The sequence below is a fragment of the Caenispirillum bisanense genome (assembly GCF_900230255.1).
GTDB lineage: Bacteria > Pseudomonadota > Alphaproteobacteria > Rhodospirillales > Rhodospirillaceae > Caenispirillum > Caenispirillum bisanense_A.
In genome coordinates this window covers 333,513-350,986 of the sequence record NZ_OCNJ01000004.1, presented here as the reverse complement: position 1 = coordinate 350,986, position 17,474 = coordinate 333,513, and the positions used below count along the sequence as shown (strand labels likewise).

17 protein-coding genes are annotated in these 17,474 nt (G+C 74.8%); 12 read left to right on the top strand and 5 right to left on the bottom strand.

Annotated features, from left to right (window positions below):
• Nucleotides 1-173: 173 nt before the first annotated feature.
• Together CRP50_RS11420 and CRP50_RS11415 are read right to left on the bottom strand one after the other, a co-directional pair.
• The gene (locus tag CRP50_RS11420; protein ID WP_097279286.1) at nt 174-878 is read right to left on the bottom strand and encodes a hypothetical protein; all 705 of its coding nucleotides are present in this window, start codon (nt 876-878) and stop codon (nt 174-176) included.
• A gap of 108 nt (nt 879-986) precedes the next feature.
• Nucleotides 987-1,472: a hypothetical protein gene (locus tag CRP50_RS11415; protein WP_097279285.1), complete on the bottom strand. Its 486-nt coding sequence runs from the start codon at nt 1,470-1,472 to the stop codon at nt 987-989.
• A gap of 153 nt (nt 1,473-1,625) precedes the next feature.
• Here CRP50_RS11415 and CRP50_RS11410 point away from each other — a divergent pair, with 153 nt between their 5' ends.
• A complete protein-coding gene (locus CRP50_RS11410) occupies nt 1,626-3,224 on the top strand; it encodes a lysozyme inhibitor LprI family protein (protein ID WP_097279284.1) in 1,599 nt (532 codons plus the stop codon).
• 141 nt (nt 3,225-3,365) lie between these two features.
• Here the strand turns inward: CRP50_RS11410 and CRP50_RS11405 are convergent, their stop codons facing one another.
• Entirely contained in the window at nt 3,366-5,909 is a 2,544-nt protein-coding gene (locus tag CRP50_RS11405) for an ABC transporter permease (RefSeq protein WP_097279283.1), read from the bottom strand.
• Between the two features lie 123 nt (nt 5,910-6,032).
• On the opposite strand from CRP50_RS11405, the gene CRP50_RS11400 reads away from it, so the two are divergent.
• The 9 genes from CRP50_RS11400 (at nt 6,033) to CRP50_RS11360 (ending at nt 15,461) form a co-directional block, all read left to right on the top strand.
• The gene (locus CRP50_RS11400) at nt 6,033-7,094 is read left to right on the top strand and encodes a nuclease-related domain-containing protein (protein ID WP_141415113.1); all 1,062 of its coding nucleotides are present in this window, start codon (nt 6,033-6,035) and stop codon (nt 7,092-7,094) included.
• 333 nt (nt 7,095-7,427) lie between these two features.
• Nucleotides 7,428-8,246 (top strand): hypothetical protein, encoded by an 819-nt coding sequence (locus tag CRP50_RS11395; protein ID WP_245913442.1) that lies wholly within the window; start codon nt 7,428-7,430, stop codon nt 8,244-8,246.
• The gene (locus CRP50_RS11390; RefSeq protein ID WP_097279281.1) at nt 8,243-8,845 is read left to right on the top strand and encodes a gluconate 2-dehydrogenase subunit 3 family protein; all 603 of its coding nucleotides are present in this window, start codon (nt 8,243-8,245) and stop codon (nt 8,843-8,845) included. The genes CRP50_RS11395 and CRP50_RS11390 overlap by 4 nt, the downstream gene beginning before the upstream one ends.
• Nucleotides 8,842-10,485 (top strand): GMC family oxidoreductase, encoded by a 1,644-nt coding sequence (locus tag CRP50_RS11385; RefSeq protein WP_097279280.1) that lies wholly within the window; start codon nt 8,842-8,844, stop codon nt 10,483-10,485. Before CRP50_RS11390 ends, CRP50_RS11385 begins: the two co-directional genes overlap by 4 nt.
• 298 nt (nt 10,486-10,783) lie before the next feature.
• Nucleotides 10,784-11,749 carry a CHAP domain-containing protein gene (locus CRP50_RS25785; RefSeq protein ID WP_097279279.1) on the top strand — a complete coding sequence of 322 codons (966 nt, stop codon included), beginning with the start codon at nt 10,784-10,786 and terminating at the stop codon, nt 11,747-11,749.
• A 124-nt stretch (nt 11,750-11,873) separates the two neighbouring features.
• Nucleotides 11,874-13,745: a DNA mismatch repair endonuclease MutL gene (mutL, locus tag CRP50_RS11375; RefSeq protein WP_097279278.1), complete on the top strand. Its 1,872-nt coding sequence runs from the start codon at nt 11,874-11,876 to the stop codon at nt 13,743-13,745.
• Between the two features lie 18 nt (nt 13,746-13,763).
• Nucleotides 13,764-14,240 (top strand): hypothetical protein, encoded by a 477-nt coding sequence (locus CRP50_RS11370; RefSeq protein WP_097279277.1) that lies wholly within the window; start codon nt 13,764-13,766, stop codon nt 14,238-14,240.
• Nucleotides 14,237-15,007: a hypothetical protein gene (locus tag CRP50_RS11365; protein ID WP_097279276.1), complete on the top strand. Its 771-nt coding sequence runs from the start codon at nt 14,237-14,239 to the stop codon at nt 15,005-15,007. The genes CRP50_RS11370 and CRP50_RS11365 overlap by 4 nt, the downstream gene beginning before the upstream one ends.
• Before the next feature lie 58 nt (nt 15,008-15,065).
• Nucleotides 15,066-15,461, top strand: coding sequence for a cupin domain-containing protein (locus CRP50_RS11360; RefSeq protein ID WP_097279275.1), 396 nt, complete (start codon nt 15,066-15,068; stop codon nt 15,459-15,461).
• Here the strand turns inward: CRP50_RS11360 and CRP50_RS11355 are convergent.
• On the bottom strand, nt 15,407-15,883 hold the full coding sequence (locus tag CRP50_RS11355; protein WP_101613996.1) for a bacteriohemerythrin: 477 nt from the start codon (nt 15,881-15,883) through the stop codon (nt 15,407-15,409). The genes CRP50_RS11360 and CRP50_RS11355 overlap by 55 nt on opposite strands.
• A 2-nt stretch (nt 15,884-15,885) precedes the next feature.
• Nucleotides 15,886-16,134, bottom strand: coding sequence for a hypothetical protein (locus CRP50_RS25565; RefSeq protein WP_176525130.1), 249 nt, complete (start codon nt 16,132-16,134; stop codon nt 15,886-15,888).
• Between the two features lie 256 nt (nt 16,135-16,390).
• On the opposite strand from CRP50_RS25565, the gene CRP50_RS11350 reads away from it, so the two are divergent.
• Together CRP50_RS11350 and CRP50_RS11345 are read left to right on the top strand one after the other, a co-directional pair.
• A complete protein-coding gene (locus tag CRP50_RS11350; RefSeq protein ID WP_097279273.1) occupies nt 16,391-17,263 on the top strand; it encodes a DUF1206 domain-containing protein in 873 nt (290 codons plus the stop codon).
• Nucleotides 17,260-17,472, top strand: coding sequence for a hypothetical protein (locus CRP50_RS11345; protein ID WP_097279272.1), 213 nt, complete (start codon nt 17,260-17,262; stop codon nt 17,470-17,472). The genes CRP50_RS11350 and CRP50_RS11345 overlap by 4 nt, the downstream gene beginning before the upstream one ends.
• Nucleotides 17,473-17,474: the final 2 nt, after the last annotated feature.

The following is a 17,474-nucleotide window of genomic DNA, read 5'->3' as shown; positions in this document are numbered from 1 at the left end:
TAGGCCAACTCCAGGTAAAAATCAGCCAACTCCAGGTGAAACATCCTCAGTATTGCTTAGGAGTTGTTCCCGCTCGGGTACAGGGTTCCCTACTTTCGGCATATTCTGAAGCTCCCGACCAAAGTCGGCGAGGGAGGACTGGCGTGTCGAGCGCGGCGACGTCGGCGGGCGGCTCAGCGGCAGTAGGCGGCGGTGGGGACGGCGCCGGCGATGGCGACGGTGGTGCCTGGGCGCACCATGAACTCGCTGGCGCCGTGGTTGTCCGGGCTGTCGGGGCTCCAGTCGTAGGTATAGCCGAGGCGCGTCCACGGCGCGCCGGTCGGCAGGTAGGAGGCGCGGTAGAGGTCGGCGTACCACGGTTCCTCCGCCGCCGCCGGTCCGGCCGCCACCTCGCAGGTGGCGTCGGTGACCTCCTGGTCGGGGCAGGGGCGCAGCAGGCCGGCGGGCGGCACCCAGAACTCGACGAAGACGTCGTAGCTCCAGTCGGCGGCGAGCCCGAGGTACTGCTTGAGGCGCGGCGTCGGATCGGCGGCGGCGAGGCCGCGGCAGAAGGCCTGGACTTGCGGCGCCGCCGTCACCCACAGGATCGGCTTGGTCGCCGGCAGGGTGGTTTCGCTGCGGCCGGCGTAGAAGCGGTCGTAACTCGCCTGCGACATCCAGGCGACCATCTTCACGGCGCCGTCACGCCAGACGAGACCGGGCGTAGCGGGGGTGAGGGCGACGAGGTCGAAGGCGCGTTCGGCCTCCGTCGGGACGGCGGCGTCCTCGATGGCGGCGAGCCAGCGGTCCGCGGCCGGGGCGTCGGCGACCGGAGCGGGCGCCGCGGCACAGCCGGCGAGGCCGGTCACTGCGGCGGCCAGCAACAACAGGCGAAGCATGGTCGTGATCCCCCCTCGACCGGTCCCTCACACCCGCCGAGCATACCGCGAGTCGCGATCGGCAGAAAGGCGACGCTCGCGGCGTCGGGGCGGGTCGTTGCCCCGCCCTCAGTCCATCTGCCCGGCCAGCCGCTCCGCCATGTCGCGATAGTGCGCGGCGGAGGCTTTGTTGCCGGCGCGGGCGAAGGTCTCGGCCAGGTCCTCGGCGGCGACCGCCGCTTCGTCGAAGGCGCGGATGAGGGTGTTGCGGTCGTCGCTCGGCAGCGGTGCGGCGGCGTCGAAGGCGCCGGCGGCGTAGCCCGTGTCGGTGGCGTGGACGCCGAAGCGCCAGCGGCCGCCCGCGACCGTGCCGAAGAAGGCGCTGCGGAACTGTCCGCCCGCGAACAGGCGCACCACCCCGCGGCCCTCGGCGAGGCCGCCCCGGCAGGCGCCGTGCCATTGCGGTGCGAGGCCGTCCGGGGCCTCGACGCGGCAGCCGCCGCTGCGGTCGGTCGCCAGGTCCGCCGCCGCGGCGGAGGGTGCCGGCGCCAGCAGCGCGAGGCCGGCGGCCAGCGCGACGGCCGAGCCGAAGCGGCCGAAGGTGTGAGTGGTCATGACGGTCTTCCCCCTTTCCGGCGACGTCCCGGCGCCATTCCCCATGCCGAGGCCGCAGGAGAGTCCACCAGCGCGTATGGCGAAGGTCAATCTTGCCGGCCGTCGTGGGGGGTGGCTCTACTTTCGGCGGACGAGGGGGGATCGGGGGACGTCATGGGCAAGGGAATCGGGTGCCTGACGGGCGCGCTGCTGGCGCTGCTCGGCGCCGCGCCGGCGACGGCGGCGGAGCCGAGCTTCGACTGCACTGCCGCCGGCGGTGCCATGGAGCGGCTGATCTGCGCCGACGGCGGGCTCGCGACGCTGGACGCGGCCCTGGCGGAGGCCTTCGCCGCCCGCAAGGCCGCCAAGCCCGAGGCCGCCAAGCGCCTGACGCAGGAGCAGCGCGCCTGGATCGCCGCCCGCGACCGCGCCTGCCCGGCGCCCACCGTCGCGGCCGACGAGGAGCCGGCGCCCGCCGCCGTCTGGGCCGCGGCGCCCTGCGTCGCCGGCCAGTACCGCGCCCGCCTGGCCGCCCTCGGCGCCGCGCCGCCGCCGACCGACCGGCTGCCGGCGGGCGAAGTCCATCCGCTATGCGTCCTGACCGCCGTGCTGCTCGCCGATGCGGGCGAGGCCGAGGGCGTGGCTCTGGAGGACTGCACCGCCGGCACGGCGCATGTGCCGCTGACGGTGGAGGACGGCTTCGTGGCGGTACCGGGCGCGGCGCTGGCGCCGTTCGGCCTCGCCTACGGTGCCACCCATCGCGTCGGCACCCTGCCCGACGGCCGCGCCCTGGTGCAGACCGCCTTCACCCTCGGCGGCACCGGCTGGTTCGGTGATCTGGTGGCGGTGGCGGAGGATCGCGGGCGCTTGCGCACCGAGGTGGTGTGGGCCGGCGGCGACCGCTGCAACGGCGGCCTCGACACCGCCGAACTCGACGGCGACCGCTTGCGCGTCACCACCGCCCTGACGCCGGCGGCGCTGCTCGATCTCGGGCGGCCGGACGGCGGACAGGACGACCCCCCGCCGTCGGCGGTGCCCGACTGCGCTTCCTGCTGCGTCGGCACCATGACCGCCGAGCGGGCGCTCGACCCGGCGGCGCCGGTGCGCCTGACGGCGGTGGCGGTGGACGGCGCCGACGACACGCCCTTCCTCGACGATCCCGACGATGCCGCCGCCCGCTGCTTCGGCGACGCCCTCGCCGCCGCAGCGCCGACCCGCCCGGCCGCCCTGAAGCGCCCGGCCCTCGCCGCCCTGGTCGAGCGCTTCGACGCCTGCATGGCGCAGACCGCCGCCGCCCCTTCGGACTCCTGCGCCTTCCTGACGCGCGTCGCCGAAGCCGGCGCGACCCGGTTCGAGCCCATCGCCGGCGCCTGGAACAGCGACTGGGAGGCCTACGTCGCCACCGAGACCCTGGCCGGTGCGGAAGTCTGCGGCATCGCCGCCGACGTCGGCGCCGACGCCGCCTATTTCTGCGACGTCGGCGACCTCGCCTCGGCGGAGGAGGCGGAAGCCCGCGCGGCCGCCCTGGCCGAGGCCGTGCGCGGCTGCTTCGCCGGTGCCCGCGAGACCCTGGAGCCGGTGGCGGCGGAGGAGAACGAATTCTACCGCGCCACCTCGCCCGGCCGGCACGCCTTCCTGCTGCCCGGCGGCGGCGTGCGCATGGCGGTGCGCAGCGTCACCCACCTCGACCGGGCCTCGGGCACGTCCTACCACCGCATGAGCTTCTGCGCCGCCACCACCCGTGCCCCCGACGCCGGCGACCTTTGTCCGTGATGTGCAGGGATCGGGAACGATCCCTGCACCGCCCTCAGGCGCCGGGCGCGCGCGGCGCGCGCTTGCCTCCCACGGCAGGGGCCGCGCGGCGCGGTCGCGCCGTCCGCTTCCCGACGAGGGGACCCCGTCAGGGTGTGGGGATCACCCCACCTGCCGCAGCACCGCCGCCGGGGAGTGGCGCAGGGCGGCGGCGGTGACGCCCCAGCCCACCGCCGCCAGCAGCGCCACGGCCGCCGCCGCCAGCCCGAGCGGCGCGGCGAGTGGCGTCTGCCACGTGCCCGGCAGGGCGCCGGCCAGCACCGCCCAGGCCGCCGCGAGCCCGAGCGGGACGGCGGCGGCCGCCGTCGCCAGCCCGAGCAGCCCGTGCGCCAGCAGACCCGCCGCCAGCACCTGGCGCGGCGTCGCCCCGATCATGGTCAGCACCGCCGCCTCGCGCACCCGCCGCCGCTGGTCCGCCGCCGTGGCGCCGGCCAGCACCACCAGGGCGGCGGCCAGCGTCAGGCCGGAAGCCGCCGTCAGCGCCGTCGCGGCGCCGGTCACGAAGACCGTCAGCCTATCGAGCACCGGCGCGAGGTCGAGCGCCGCCACCGTCGGCAGGCGCGCGGCGGCGCGGTCGCGGGCCGCCGCCACGCCCTGCGGCGTGCCCCACAGGGCCACCACCACCGTGTGCGGCGGCGGCTCGGGCGGCGGGCTGAGCAGGATGGGGAAGTCGAGGTCGAGCCGCGCCCAGTCCACCCGCCGCAGGTTGGCGATGGTGCCGGTCACCGGCCGACCGAGGATGGCGAGGGTGAGCGTATCGCCGACCCCGACGCCGAGGCGCTCCGCCACCCGCGCATCCACCGACAGGCGCGTCTCCGTGCTCGGGGCAGCGTCCCACCAGGTGCCGGCGACGATGGCCGTATCGGGCGGCGGCTCGGCGGCCCACGACAGGCCGCGGTCGCCGCGCGCCACCCAGGCCATGTCGCGCGGCACCGGCCGCTCGCGCACCGCCACGCCGTTCACCGCCGCCAGCGTGCCGTGCAGGAAGGGCACGGCGCGCACCCGGTCGAGGCCGGGCAGGGCGGCGAGATCGGCCACGAGCGCCGGCGCGGCCTCCGGCGGTACGCCGAGCAGCACGGTCTCCGGCGCGCTGGCGGGCAGGGTGGCGGCAAGGTGGCGGCGGGCGTTGGCGTCGAGCGCGGCGATGCACACCAGCACCGTCAGGGTGAGGCCGAGGGTGGTCATCACCGGCGCCGTCGGCCCACCGGGGCGGGCGAGGGCGCCGAGGGCGAGGCGCAGCACCGGCCGTCCCGGCGCCCGCACCCGCGCCGCCGCCCGCCGCAGCAGCACCGCCCCACCGGCGGCGGCGAGGCCGGCCAGGGTCACCAGGGCGAGGAAGACGACCGTCACCACCGGCAGGTCGGTCAGCACCGCCGCGGCGATCCCGGCCACTCCGGCGCCCGCCGCCGTCAGCAGCGCCATGCGGCGGCGCCGTCGCGGTGGGGCGGCCGGGGCGCCGGTCAGCAGGCGCGGCGCCGGCGTGCGCGCCAGGGTGTCGAGCGGCCCGAGGGCGGCGAGCCCCGCCGCCAGCAGCCCGAACCCGGCCGCCGCCGCCAGGGCCTGCGGCTGCACCACCCCCGCCGCCCCGGCGAGCCCGAGCCCCGCCAGCAGCGGCCGGCAGGCGAGCGCCGCCGCGGCACCGAGCCCGAGGCCGAGCGCCACGGCGACCCCCGCCGCCAGCCCCACCTGTGCCAGTCCCACCGCCGCCGCCGCGGCCGGCGAGGCGCCGAGCGCGCGCAGCACGGCCAGCCGCTGCGCCCGTGCCGTCAGGTGCGCCCGCACGGCGCCCGCCGCGCCCAGCGCGCCGACCAGCAGCACGGCCAGCCCGATGAGCACCAGCAGCGCTTCTGCGATGGCGAGCACGCGCTCCAGGCCCGGCACGCCGTCGGCCGCCTCCACCAGTCGCCAGCCGGCGTCGGGGAAGCGATCCTCCAGGCCTTGCGCCGCGGCGCGGGCGTCGGCACCTTCGGGCAGCAACAGACGAGCGTAGTGGTAGACGGGCGCACCGGGCGTGGCGAGGCCGCTTTCGGCCAGGGCTTCGGCGGCGATCATCACCCGCGGCCCCAGCTCCAGGGCGCGGAAGGTGCGGTCGGGCTCGGCCTCCAGGCGGGCGCGCAGGGTGACGGTCAGGGCGCCGAGGCGCAGGGTGTCGCCGGGTTGCAGGGCGAGGGCGTCGAACAGGCTGGCGTCGGCGACCGCGCCCCAGCGCCCGTCCGGCCCGCGCGTCAGGGCGGCGGCCAGCGGCTGCGGCGGCGCGAGGTCGACGGCGCCCACCAGCGGATAGACGGCGTCGACGGCCTTCAGCTCCACCAGCGTGCCGCGGTCGCCCCCGGGCACGACGGCGCGCGGGCGCAGTTCGGCGGTGAGCGACAGGCGGCCGGCGGTGCGCAGGGCCTCCTGCTCGGCGGCGGTGAAGGGGCGGTGGAACAGCCGCAGCGACAGGTCGCCGCCGACCGCGAGGCGTGCCTGCCCGCGCGTGCCCTCCAGCGCCGTGCCCGCCACCGAGCCGCCGCCGGCGATGGCGGCGACGCCCAGCGCGATGCCGGCCACCAGGATCGCCAGGCTGCGCCGCGCCGCCCGCAGGTCGCGCAGGGCCAGCCGCAGGATCACTGCCAGGGCCGCCAGGGGTCCGCCGCCGCCGATCATGCCGTTCCTCCCGTTTCCTCCGGCATACACGACCGGGCCGGCGGGGACCAGACCGGTCCCTCGGGGCCATGACCTTCGGCCGGTTGCGTCGGCGCTCGCCTGCCCGTAAAGAACGAACGAATCGTGAGCAGGGGGATGCGCCGCACCATGATCCTGAAGGAGTTGGACGCCTTCGTCGCCGCCGACAAGTTCGGTGCCGCCGGTCGCAAGGCGGAAGAGCAGATCGCCTTCTACCTGAAGCGCGGCTTCGCCCGCGACCCGGAGATCCACGTCTTCAACGGCATCCGCCTGGAGCACGAGGGCGACGCGGCGCAGATCGACCATCTGGTCCTGCACCCGCACGGCTTCGTCATCGTCGAGAGCAAGAGCGTCAGCGACGCCGTGCAGATCGATGTCCGCGGTCATTGGACCCGGTGGTTCGACAACCGCCCGAAGGGCATGCCCTCGCCCATCAACCAGGCGCGCCTGCAGGCGGAATTCCTGCGCCAAGTGCTGGCCGACCGTCTGGAGCCCTCGGCCGGCCGGCGCGGCGTGCTGGCGCCGGGCATCGAGGAACGGCATTACGACGTGCTGGTCGCCATCTCCGACCAGGGCCGCATTTCGTGCAAGGGGGCGCTCGACCCGGCGGTCATCAAGGCCGACGAGGTGATCGACACGGTGCGCGCCCTGGTGGAGTCGCGCCGGCCGCGCCGCCTGCTCGCCCGCACGCTCGGCGAACTGGGGCTCTACGAGATGGACCGCATCGCCGACTTCCTCATCGAGAACCACCGGCCGCTCGGCGGCGCGGCGGCGGAGCCCGCGGCGCCCGAACCGCCTCCGCCACCTCCGCCACCTCCGCCCAAGCGGGAGCGCCGCGAGCCGACGCTCGGCCGGCGCAAGGCTGTGCCAGAGCCGGCGCCCGAACCCGCGCCCGCCCCGGCTCCCGCGCCCGCGCCCGCCGCCGGGGCGCCGCACGTCTGCGGCAAGTGCGGCAGCGATGCGGTGGAAATCCGCTACGGCCGCTTCGGCTACTACTTCAAGTGCCGCGCCTGCGATGGCAATACCGCCATCAAGGCGGCCTGCCCGGCGTGCGGCAAGGCGGCGCGGCTGCGCAAGCAGGGGCCGCAGTTCTCCACCGACTGCGAGGCCTGCGGCGCGCTGCGCCCCTTCTTCACCAACCCGGCCGAGGACGCCGCCGCCGGCTGATGCGGCAACCCCGGTCGACGGTGCGGGCGTTGCCTCCCCATCAGCGTCATCGACGGCCGGAGGAGGCATGCGGCAGAGCTCGGGGCAGGACTGGCACGACCGCGGCAGGGCGTCGCCGCCTTTCTGATCGGCCGGCGCCGCCGTCCGGCCGCACCGGAACCCAGCCGGCGCGACGACCTGCTGTTCGGTAGTCCGCGGCGTGTCGGCGTCGGTGCCCTCGCCGCGCTGGCCGCCGGCCATGCCCTCGCCGCCGCGCTGCATCCCACCGCTCCCGAGATCCGCCCGCCGCGCCGCCGCCGCCGCGTCTTTCGCCGCCTGCTGCGCGAGCGGGCGGTGCAACTGCTACACGGCGCGGCGGCGCTGCTGGCGTTCAGCGGCATGGCCGACAGCGGGCTGGAGCACACCCGGGCGCACTACCGCAACCCGGCCATGGGGGTGGCGCCGAGCCTCGGCGCCCTCGGGCTCGTCACCGCCCTGCGCGGGCTGCTGTCGCGCCGGCGCACCGGGCGCGGGGCGGAGGCGATCTACGGCGCGCTCGCCGCCACCGGCGCCGGCGGGCTCGGGTTCCACGCCTACAACATCCTCAAGCGGCCCGGCGGCCTCGGGTGGATGAACCTGTTCTACGGCGCGCCGCTCGGGGCACCGGGGACCATGCTGCTGGCCGGCCTGTTCGGCCTCGCCGCCAAGCGCCTGGAGGAGCCGGGGGCGGAGCACGGGCCGCGCACCCTCATCGGCGGCGGCCGGCGCACGCGGCGGAGTGCGGCGCAGCGCCTCGGCCTCGCCGCTTCGGTGGGGCTGGTCGGCACGGTGGCGGAGGTGGCGCTGCTGCATTTCCGTGGTGCCTGGCAGAACCCCTACATGGTGCTGCCGGTGACGGTGCCGCCCGCCGCCGCCGTGGCGCTGGCCGCCGCCGCGGTGCAGCCGGGGCCGGCGGTGATCGCGGCGGCGCGGTCGCTGTCGGGGGCGACGGCGCTGCTCGGGCTGGCCGGCGTCGCCTTCCACGCCTACGGCATCCACCGCAACATGGGCGGCTGGAAGACCTGGAGCCAGATGATCCTGCAGGGACCGCCGCTGCCGGCGCCGCCGGGCTTCACCGGCGTGGCGCTGGCCGGCCTGGCGGCCCTGCTGCTGCTGGAGGACGAGGAGCCATGACCGGCCACGGCACCTTCCACACCCCCTACCGCGACTACGACGTGCTCGCCAAATGGGACAGCCCGTCGTGGAACGACGCCACCCGCGCGGCGGTGCGCGAGCGGCTGGAGAACGTGCCGCCGCCGCGCTTCCTCGACCCGCCCGACTATGCCGTCCTCGAAGCCGTCTGCGCCCGCATGATGCCGCAGCCGGTGCCCATCGCGCCGTGGATCGACGACAAGCTGGCGCGCGGCCGCTCCGACGGCTACCGCCACGCCTCGCTGCCGCCCATGGGGCAGGCGTGGCAGCAGGCCCTGCGCGGCATGGAGGCGGAGGCGCAGGCGCGCTTCGGCACGGGATTCACCGACCTCGCCGGCGGCCGCCAGGACGAGATCCTGCAATCGGTGCAGGCCGGCACGGTGCGCGTCGCCGCGGCGTGGCAGGGGCTGGAGGCCGGCCGGTTCTTCAGCGAGATGCTGCAGCTCGAAGTGGTGGCCGTCTACTACGCCCATCCGGCGGCGTGGAGCGAGATCGGCTTCGGCGGCCCGGCCAGCCCGCGCGGCTACGCCCGCCTGCAGCCCGGCCAGCGCGACCCGTGGGAAGCCGAGGAAAAGCCATGACCGGGCGCGTCCCGAACCAGCCCGTCGCGGTCGGCGGCCGGGCGCCGGACGTGTTCCGGCGCGGCGGCTGGGTGCCCATGCGCACCTACCGCGAGGACGAGGCGGTCGACTTCGCCATCGTCGGCACCGGCGCCGGCGGCGGCACGCTCGCCTGCCGGCTGGCGGAGGCAGGCTTCTCCGTCGTCGCCTTCGACGCCGGTACGTGGTGGCGGCCGCTGGAGGACTTCGCCTCCGACGAACGGTCGCAGCACGACCTCTATTGGAACGACGACCGCATCGTCGACGGCGACGACCCGGTGACGCTCGGCTCCAACAACTCGGGCCGGGCGGTGGGCGGCTCGACGGTGCACTACCAGATGGTGTCGCTGCGCTTCCGCCCCAAGTGGTTCAAGGCCCGCTCGCAGCTCGGCTACGGCCACGACTGGCCGGTCAGCTGGGAGGAGATGGAGCCCTATTACGAGGAGGTGGAGGAAGCGCTGAAGATCGCCGGCCCGGTGCGCTACCCCTGGGGGCGGCGGCGCGGGCCCTACCCCGACCGCCCGCACGAGGTGAACGCCGCCGGCCTGAAGCTCGCCGAGGCCTGCGAGGCGCTGGGCGTGCCGTGGTCGCCGACGCCGCTCGCCACTCTGTCGGCGCCGCGCGGCCTGGCCCACCCGTGCGTCTACCGCGGCTTCTGCAAGTACGGCTGCTCCACCAACGCCAAGCAGAGCGCCCTGACGGTGTGGATCCCGCGCGCCGTGGCGGCGGGGGCCGAGATCCGCGACCAGGCCATGGTCGGGCGGGTGGAGACCAACGACCGCGGCCGCGCCACCGGCGTGCTCTACCGCCGCGGCGGCGGCGACTGGCGGCGGCAGAAGGCGCGCCACGTGGTGGTGGCGGGCTATTCGGTGGAAACGCCGCGCCTGCTGCTGAACTCGGCCACCGACCGCTTCCCCGACGGGCTCGCCAATTCGAGCGGGCTGGTGGGGGCGTCACTGATGGTGCATTCCAACCACGCCTCATGGGCGCGCTTCCCCGAGGAAATCCGCTCGTACAAGGGGCCACCGTCCATGGCCGCCTGCGAGCACTGGAACTACACCGACGACGGCAAGGACTTCCCCGGCCACTACGCCTTCATGAGCCAGGGCCCCATGCCGGTGGAATGGGCGCACGAGATCGCCAACACGGGTCTGTGGGGCATGCCGCTGCGGCAGAAGATGACCGACTACAACCATTACGCCGGGCTGCGCATCGTCGGCGAGACCCTGCCGCAGGACGCCAACCGGGTGCGACTCGCCGATCAGGTGGACGAGCACGGCCTGCCGGTGGCGCGGGTGACCTTCGGCTACCACGACGACGACAAGCGGCTGTTCCAGCACGCCATGGGGTTCATGGAGCAGGGCCTGCGCGCCATCCGCGGCAGCGACGTGTTCTCGTCGTCGTCGACGGCGCACCTCATGGGTGGCTGCCGATTCGGCGCCGACCCGCGCACCAGCGTCGCCGACGCCGACGGCCGCACCTGGGACATCCCCAACCTGTGGATCTGCGACGGCTCGCTGTTCCCGACCAGCGGCGGCGTCAACCCGTCGCTGACCATCCAGGCGCTGGCCTGCCGCATCGCCGACCGGATGACGGCCCTGGCGGCGCGCGGGGAGGTGTAGGGGGCATCCGTCACGACCGGCGCGTTGCACGCCGTGGATGCCCGGCTCGGTGGCCTGGCATGACAATGTTTTGAAAAGACAGAAGAAAATTGTCATGGCCGGGCTCGACCCGGCCATCCACGGCGCCACCGGCTTCGGCCGTGGAGGCCGGTGCCCCGGCGCCCGCCGTGGAGGCGGAAAGGCGGGGCATCGACAAAAATTGTCGAGAAATCCCCCTCGATTTGAACGGGGCCGTTGACGGCATCGTCGGCGTCGATCACACTCCCGCCCTACCACTGATGGACCCGGACTACGACGGATGCTCCTGCGACGCGTCACCGACGCCGCTGCCACCCGCCAGACCACGGCCCCGGGCCGTGGCGCGACCGCGCTGAAGACGCTGATGGCGGGCTTCGTTTGCGCGGCCGTGTCCGCTTCCCCCGCCCTCGCCGCCGGCACCGGCAAGGCACCGCTGCCCGCCGCCAAGCCGGGCCTCGAGCGGGTCGCCGTGCCGCTGCCGAAGCCGGCTCCTGCCGCCAAGACCACCGTCGCCCCCGGTGCCATCGCCCAAGCGAAGCCCGTGGCCGTGACGAAGCCGGTCGCCGTGACCGCCATCGCCAAGCCCGAGGCCAAGCCCGCCGCGCCGACGGCCGCCAAACAGGCGGCGCCCGCTCAGGCTGCCAAACCGGCGGCGACGACCCAGGCCGCCAAACAGGCGGCGAGCAGCCAGGCCGCCAAGCCCGGCGCCATCGCCACGCCGCAGCGTCCGGTGGTGCAGGCCGCCGCCGCGACCACCGTCAAGCCGCCCAAGGCCGTGCAGCAGCAGCAGCAGGCGGCCGCGCGCTCCATCCGCTGGACCTGCGTCAAGTACGTGCAGGCCTACGGCTCCGTCGCCCTGCGCGGCGACGGCTGGCAGTGGTGGGACAACGCCGCCGGCGTCTACGACCGCGGCAACACGCCGAAGCCCGGCGCCGTGCTGGTGCTGAAGCGCACCGGTCACCTGCGGTCCGGCCACGTCGCCATCGTGTCCAAGGTCATCGACAAGCGCACCATCCTGGTCGACCACGCCAACTGGGGCTGGAGCCGCGACACCAAGGGCAAGGTGCACCTCGGCATGCGCGTCGTCGACGTCAGCCCGAAGAACGACTGGTCGCAGACCCGCTTCTGGTTCGAGCCCGGCGACACGCTCGGCAGCCGCACCTATCCGGCCTACGGCTTCGTCTACGCCCCGCGCGCCACCCGCCCGGGTCCCGGCTTGCCCCAGACCCGCGGCGCCCGCGGGTAAAGCAGGACGATCCCGCGGCGCCCGCGGGTAACGCCCGAGTCGAATTCTCCTGATCCGGCATCTTGCGGTTCCGGCCCGCAGACAATACCGTATGTGGTTCCTCCCCACCGGCTGAGAGAACCCCGTGTCCTTGCGTCTGCTGCCTTCGACGCTCGTCAACCAGATCGCCGCCGGCGAAGTGGTGGAACGCCCCGCCTCCGCCGTGAAGGAGCTGGTGGAGAACGCGCTCGACGCCGGCGCCCGGCGCATCGACGTCACCCTGGCCGACGGCGGCCGCTCGCTCATCGTGGTGCAGGACGACGGCAAGGGCATGGGCCGCGAGGACCTGAGCCTCTGCGTCGAGCGCCACGCCACCTCCAAGCTGCCCACCGACGACCTGTTCGACATCGGCTTCCTGGGCTTTCGCGGCGAGGCGTTGCCGTCCATCGGCTCGGTCTCGCGCCTGTCCATCACCAGCCGCACCCGCGCCGCCGAGAGCGCCTGGCGCATCGCGGTCGAAGGCGGCGTGAAGGCCGAGCCCGAGCCCGCCGCCGGCCCGCCCGGCACGCGGGTGGAGGTGCGCGACCTGTTCTACGCCACGCCCGCCCGCCTCAAGTTCCTGAAGGCGCCGCGCACCGAGACGCAGCACGCCGCCGACGTCATCAACCGCCTCGCCATGGCCCACCCGGAGGTCGGCTTCACCCTGACCGACGGCACCCGCAGCGTGGTGAAGCTGGGGGCGGCGCAGGGCGACCTGTTCGCGCGGCGGCTGGACCGGCTGTCGGGCGTCATCGGGCGGGAGTTCTTCGACAACGCCCTGCCGGTGGACGCCGAGCGCGAGGGCATCCGCCTCACCGGGCACATCGGCCTGCCCACCTACAACCGCGGCAACGCGCAGCAGCAGTACCTCTTCGTCAACGGCCGGCCGGTGAAGGACCGCCTGCTGACCGGCGCGGTGCGCGGCGCCTACCAGGATTTCCTGGCCCACGACCGCCACGCCATCCTGGCTCTCTACCTCGACCTGCCGCCGCGCGAGGTGGACGTCAACGTCCACCCGGCCAAGGCGGAGGTGCGGTTCCGCGATGCGGCGCTGGTGCGCGGCCTCATCGTCTCTGCCCTGCGCCATGCCCTGGCCGAAGCGGGGCACCGCGCCTCCACCACCGTCGCCATCGGGGCGCTCGGCGCGGTGCGGCCGGAAGGCGAGGGAGCGGCCGACATGCGCCGCCCCGCCCTGCCGCTCGGCCGGAGCGGTCAGTCGGCGTGGAGCTGGACGCCGCCGCCGCGGCCGTCGCTCGGCGACGTCGCCTCGGCTTTCGCGGCGCAGGCGCCGGCCGGCGGCGGCCTGTGGGAGCAGCCGACCCGCCTGCCCAACCTGTCGGCCCCGCCGCAGGGCCGCGACGTCGGTGCCGCCCCCACGCCGGCGCCGTCGCCGTCCGAGCATCCGCTCGGCGTGGCGCGGGCGCAGCTGCACGGCACCTACATCGTCGCCCAGACGGCCGACGGCATCGTCATCGTCGACCAGCACGCGGCGCACGAGCGGCTGGTCTACGAGCGCATGAAGCAGGCGCTGGATGCCGACGGCGTCGCCCGCCAGGGCCTGCTGCTGCCCGAGGTGGTGGAGATGGACGAGGCCGACGCCGACCGTGTCGCCGCCCGCGCCGACGAGCTGGCGGCGCTCGGCCTCGTCATCGAGTCGTTCGGCCCCGGCTCCATCCTGGTGCGCGAGGTGCCGGCGCTGCTGGGGGATTGCGACGTCAAGGGCCTGATCCGCGACCTCGCCGACGAACTGGCCGAACTGGGCGAGGCGCTGGCGCTCAAGGACCGGCTGGCCGACGTCTGCGGCACCATGGCCTGCCACGGCAGCGTGCGCGCCGGGCGGTTGCTCAATGCCGACGAGATGAATGCCCTCTTGCGCCAGATGGAAATGACGCCACACTCGGGGCAGTGCAACCACGGTCGGCCGACCTACGTCGAGCTCAAGCTCAAGGACATCGAGCGCCTGTTCGGCCGCCGCTGAGGGAACCCGGGAAGCGCCATGAACGCCCACAGCCTGGCCGCCGCCGCCGTCGTCGGGGCCGGACTCGCCGCCGCCACGCCGGCCTGCGCCGCCGAGCGGCCCGACTTCACCCTGCTCGACGCCATGGCCGAGCAGGCGTCCACCTGCGAGCAGGCGTCGGAGCGCGAATACTGGAGCGGCGTGCCCCACCGCATGCGGGCGGCGCTCAAGGTTCAGGCGACCTGCCTCGAGGAAGTGGCGGCGACGCTGGCGCGCGAGTTCTACCCCGAGGACGCCTTCGGCGACGGCGGCATCCGCGCCCGCATGGAGGACCTGCGGCGGGTGACCGGCGAGATCTACGGCGCCGTCCACACCCGCCCCGTCACCTGCCGCGCCGGGTCCTGCGACGAGATCTACGAGGTCTGGGCGGCGGAGAATACCGTCTCCGCCCTGCGCAGCCTGGTCGACGCCATCATCGACCGGGTGAAGGACCAGAGCCCGCTGCACCGCCCGTGATCCGCGAAGCCCTGGTCCACGCCCTGACGCCCTGCCCGCGGCCGCTCAAGCGGCTCGGCTACCTGCACGGACTGATCGCCGTCGAGGCGCGGTGGCGGCGCTGCCGCGAGGCCTGGCAGCCGCATCTGGAGGCGACGCGGGCGCAGGTGGAGGCGGCGGTGGCGGCGACGCCGGGGCGCGACCTCTGCGTCGTGGTCGGCGCCGGGCTGCTGCTCGACGTGCCGCTGGAGGCCTTGGCGGCAGCCTTCCGGCGGGTGGTGCTGGTGGACGTCTGCTGGCTCGGCCGCAGCCGGCGGCAGGCGCGGCGCTTCCCCACCGTGACGCTGGAGAGCCGCGACGTCACCGGCATCGCCGCCGCCTGCCTGGACGCCACGGCGGTGCCGGCGGTGCCGCCGGCCGACATTCCCCACCTCGCCGAGGCCGACCTGGTGCTGTCGCTCAATTGCCTCAGCCAGCTGCCGCTCAACCCGCGCCACGCGCTGGAACACCTGCCCGAAGCGACGCCCGAGGTGCTGGACGCCTTCTGCCGCGCCGTCATCGCCGCCCATGTGCAGGCCCTGGCGCAGGCGCCGGGGCTCGCGCTGCTGGTGACCGACGTGACGGCGGAGCGGGTGCTGCGGGCCGACGGCCAATGCCTGGCGGAAGACCTGCTGTTCGGCCATCCGCACCCGCAGGGCGGCGACGGCTGGTGGTGGGATCTGGCGCCGGCGCCGGAGGAAGACCGCCGCTGGGACCTGCGCCACCGGGTGGTGGCCGGGCGGTTGTGAGGCGCGGGGCGGCCGCGCTACTCTGGCGCCTGCCCACCGTCCCTTCGCCGGAGCCGCCATGAGCCTGCCCATCGACGCCGTCCGCCCCATCGACCCCGCCGCCGTGCCGGCAGAACGGTTCACCGCCGCGCCGGAGAAACTGGCGGCGGGCTCGGGCGAGCAGGCGGTGTGGAACGTCTTCAGCGACACCACCGGGCAGTTCCACTGCGGCCTGTGGGAAGGCGCCGTCGGCACCCTGCGTGTCGCCTATACCGAGAACGAGCTGTGCGTCCTGCTGTCGGGCCGTATCGAGCTGGCCGACGAGGCCGGCGCCGTGCGCGCCTTCGCCGCCGGCGACGCCTTCGTCATTCCGGCCGGCTTCCGCGGCGAATGGCGCACCCTGGAAGCCTGCCGCAAGATCTACGCGATCTTCGAATCCGCGTCGTCTTCGTCGCCCGCCGCCGCCGCCGACTGAGCCTTGGCGCGGCTGCGCGCCGCCTCGATGTAGGGCTGCATGGCGCGGTCCTGGGTCAGGATGTGCTCCACCAGCCAGCGGCGCAGGAAGCCGGCCATTTCCTCCATCCCCTGCGGGCCGAGCGGCTGGGCGCGGTCGACGAACCAGGCGCGCGCCTTGTCCTCCACCAGGGCGATGAGGCGGCGGTGCTCCTGTCCGTGCGCCTGGGCGAAGGGAAACCCGATGCGCACCTGCAGCGCCTCCTCGCGGGCGAAGTGCTCGCGGGCGTAGCCGTGCAGGCGGCGCAGGATGGTCGACAGGGCGGCCGTGCTGCCGGCCGCCGCGGCGTCCTCGAAGTCGTTGATGATGGCGATGAGGGTGCGGTGATCCTCGTCGATGACGGGATGGCCGACGCTCATCTTGTCGCGCCAGACGATGGGCATGGTCAGCTCTCCCCTTCGACGGCGGCCTGCAGCCCGTCGATCAGCGGCGCGGCGCAGGGGCAGGCGTCGGCGCAGCCGATGGCGTCCTGGGCGAGGGCGAGGAAGGCCTCGATGGCCTCGATCTGCGGCAGGGCCGCCAGGTCCGGCGCCAGCGCCAGCAGGCGCTCGCCGAGCGGGCAGCGTCCGGTCGGGCATGCCTCGGCCGCCGCCAGGGCGGTGCGAAGGGGGGGCGTAACGGGATCGGGCGGCATGGCGGGGTCCTGACACGGGGCGCCGGGCGGAGGGGCGTGGTCAAGCCATTGCTAATGTTGCCGAAGGGTTGCAGTCAACAGGATTGAGGAAGAAAAAATGATGACAGATCTTATTGTGGATGCTTGCCTCAGACGGAAGTCGACCGCGATCTACTCCAGCGTGATCTGACTCTACCGGCGCAACCTCTTGCGGAACTTCGGGAGGAACTGCCCCCGTCGTGGCGGCGTTGGCGGGGAAACAGCAGGAGTCGCGACCATGGCCAATACGGCACGCTCCACCGCCGACGCCGCCGGCCGCAAGGCCGAGGAGGGCGGGCGCACCGGCCTCGTCTATGCCGCCCGCGGCGGCTATGCCGCTCGTGGCATCGTTTACCTGGTCGTCGGCGTCCTGGCGCTGATGGCGGCCGTCCGGGGTTTCGGCGGCGGCGGCGAGACGACGGGCGCGCGCGGCGCCATCCAGCAGATCTTCAGCCTGCCCGGCGGCACCTGGATGGTGGGCGCCATGGCCGTCGGCCTGTTCGGCTTCACCCTGTGGCGCTTCGTGCAGGGCGTCGCCGACGTCGACCACCACGGCGCCGACGCCAAGGGGCTTGCGGTGCGGGCCGGCATGGTCGGCAGCGGCGTCGTCAACGGCGCCCTGGCGGTCTATGCCGCCTCGCTGGTGTGGACCTTCGCGGCCACCATGAGCGGCGGCGGCGGTGGTGGGGCCGGCGGCGGCTCGGGCGGCGCGACCGCCTGGCTCATGGGGCGGACCTGGGGCATGTGGCTGATCGCCGCCTTCGGCGTCGTGGCCTGGGGCGTCGCCGTGGTGCTGGTGATCAAGGCGGTGAAGCGCAAGTATCGCCGCAACCTCGACCCGCGCGTCGCCGGCGAGGGCTGGGTCGACGGCATCGCCCGCTTCGGCCTGTGCGCCAAGGCGCTGGTGCTGGCGCTCATCGGCTCCTTCCTGGTGCTGGCCGGCCTGAGCGGCGATTCGAGCCAGGCCCAGCAAGGCCTGCCGGCGGCGCTCACCACCCTGCGGCAGCAGCCCTACGGGGCGTGGCTGCTCGGGCTGACGGCGGCGGGGCTGGTGGCCTTCGGCATCTATGGCCTCGTGCAGGCGCGCTATCGTATCATTCGCCAGCCATGACCCGCTGCGACGCCCAGACCTCTGCCGGAACCGTCGAGCCGCTGCCCGGCGGCGCGGCGTGGCGGGCGCGCGACGGCGCGGGGCGGTTGCTCGGCGTCTACCCGAGCGAGGCAGCCGCCCGCGGCGCCCTGGCCGCCGCCGCCGCCGGCCGGCCGGCTGAGACGCCGGGCGACTGCGCCTCTGCGCCCTGCCTCGGCCGCTTCGACTGACG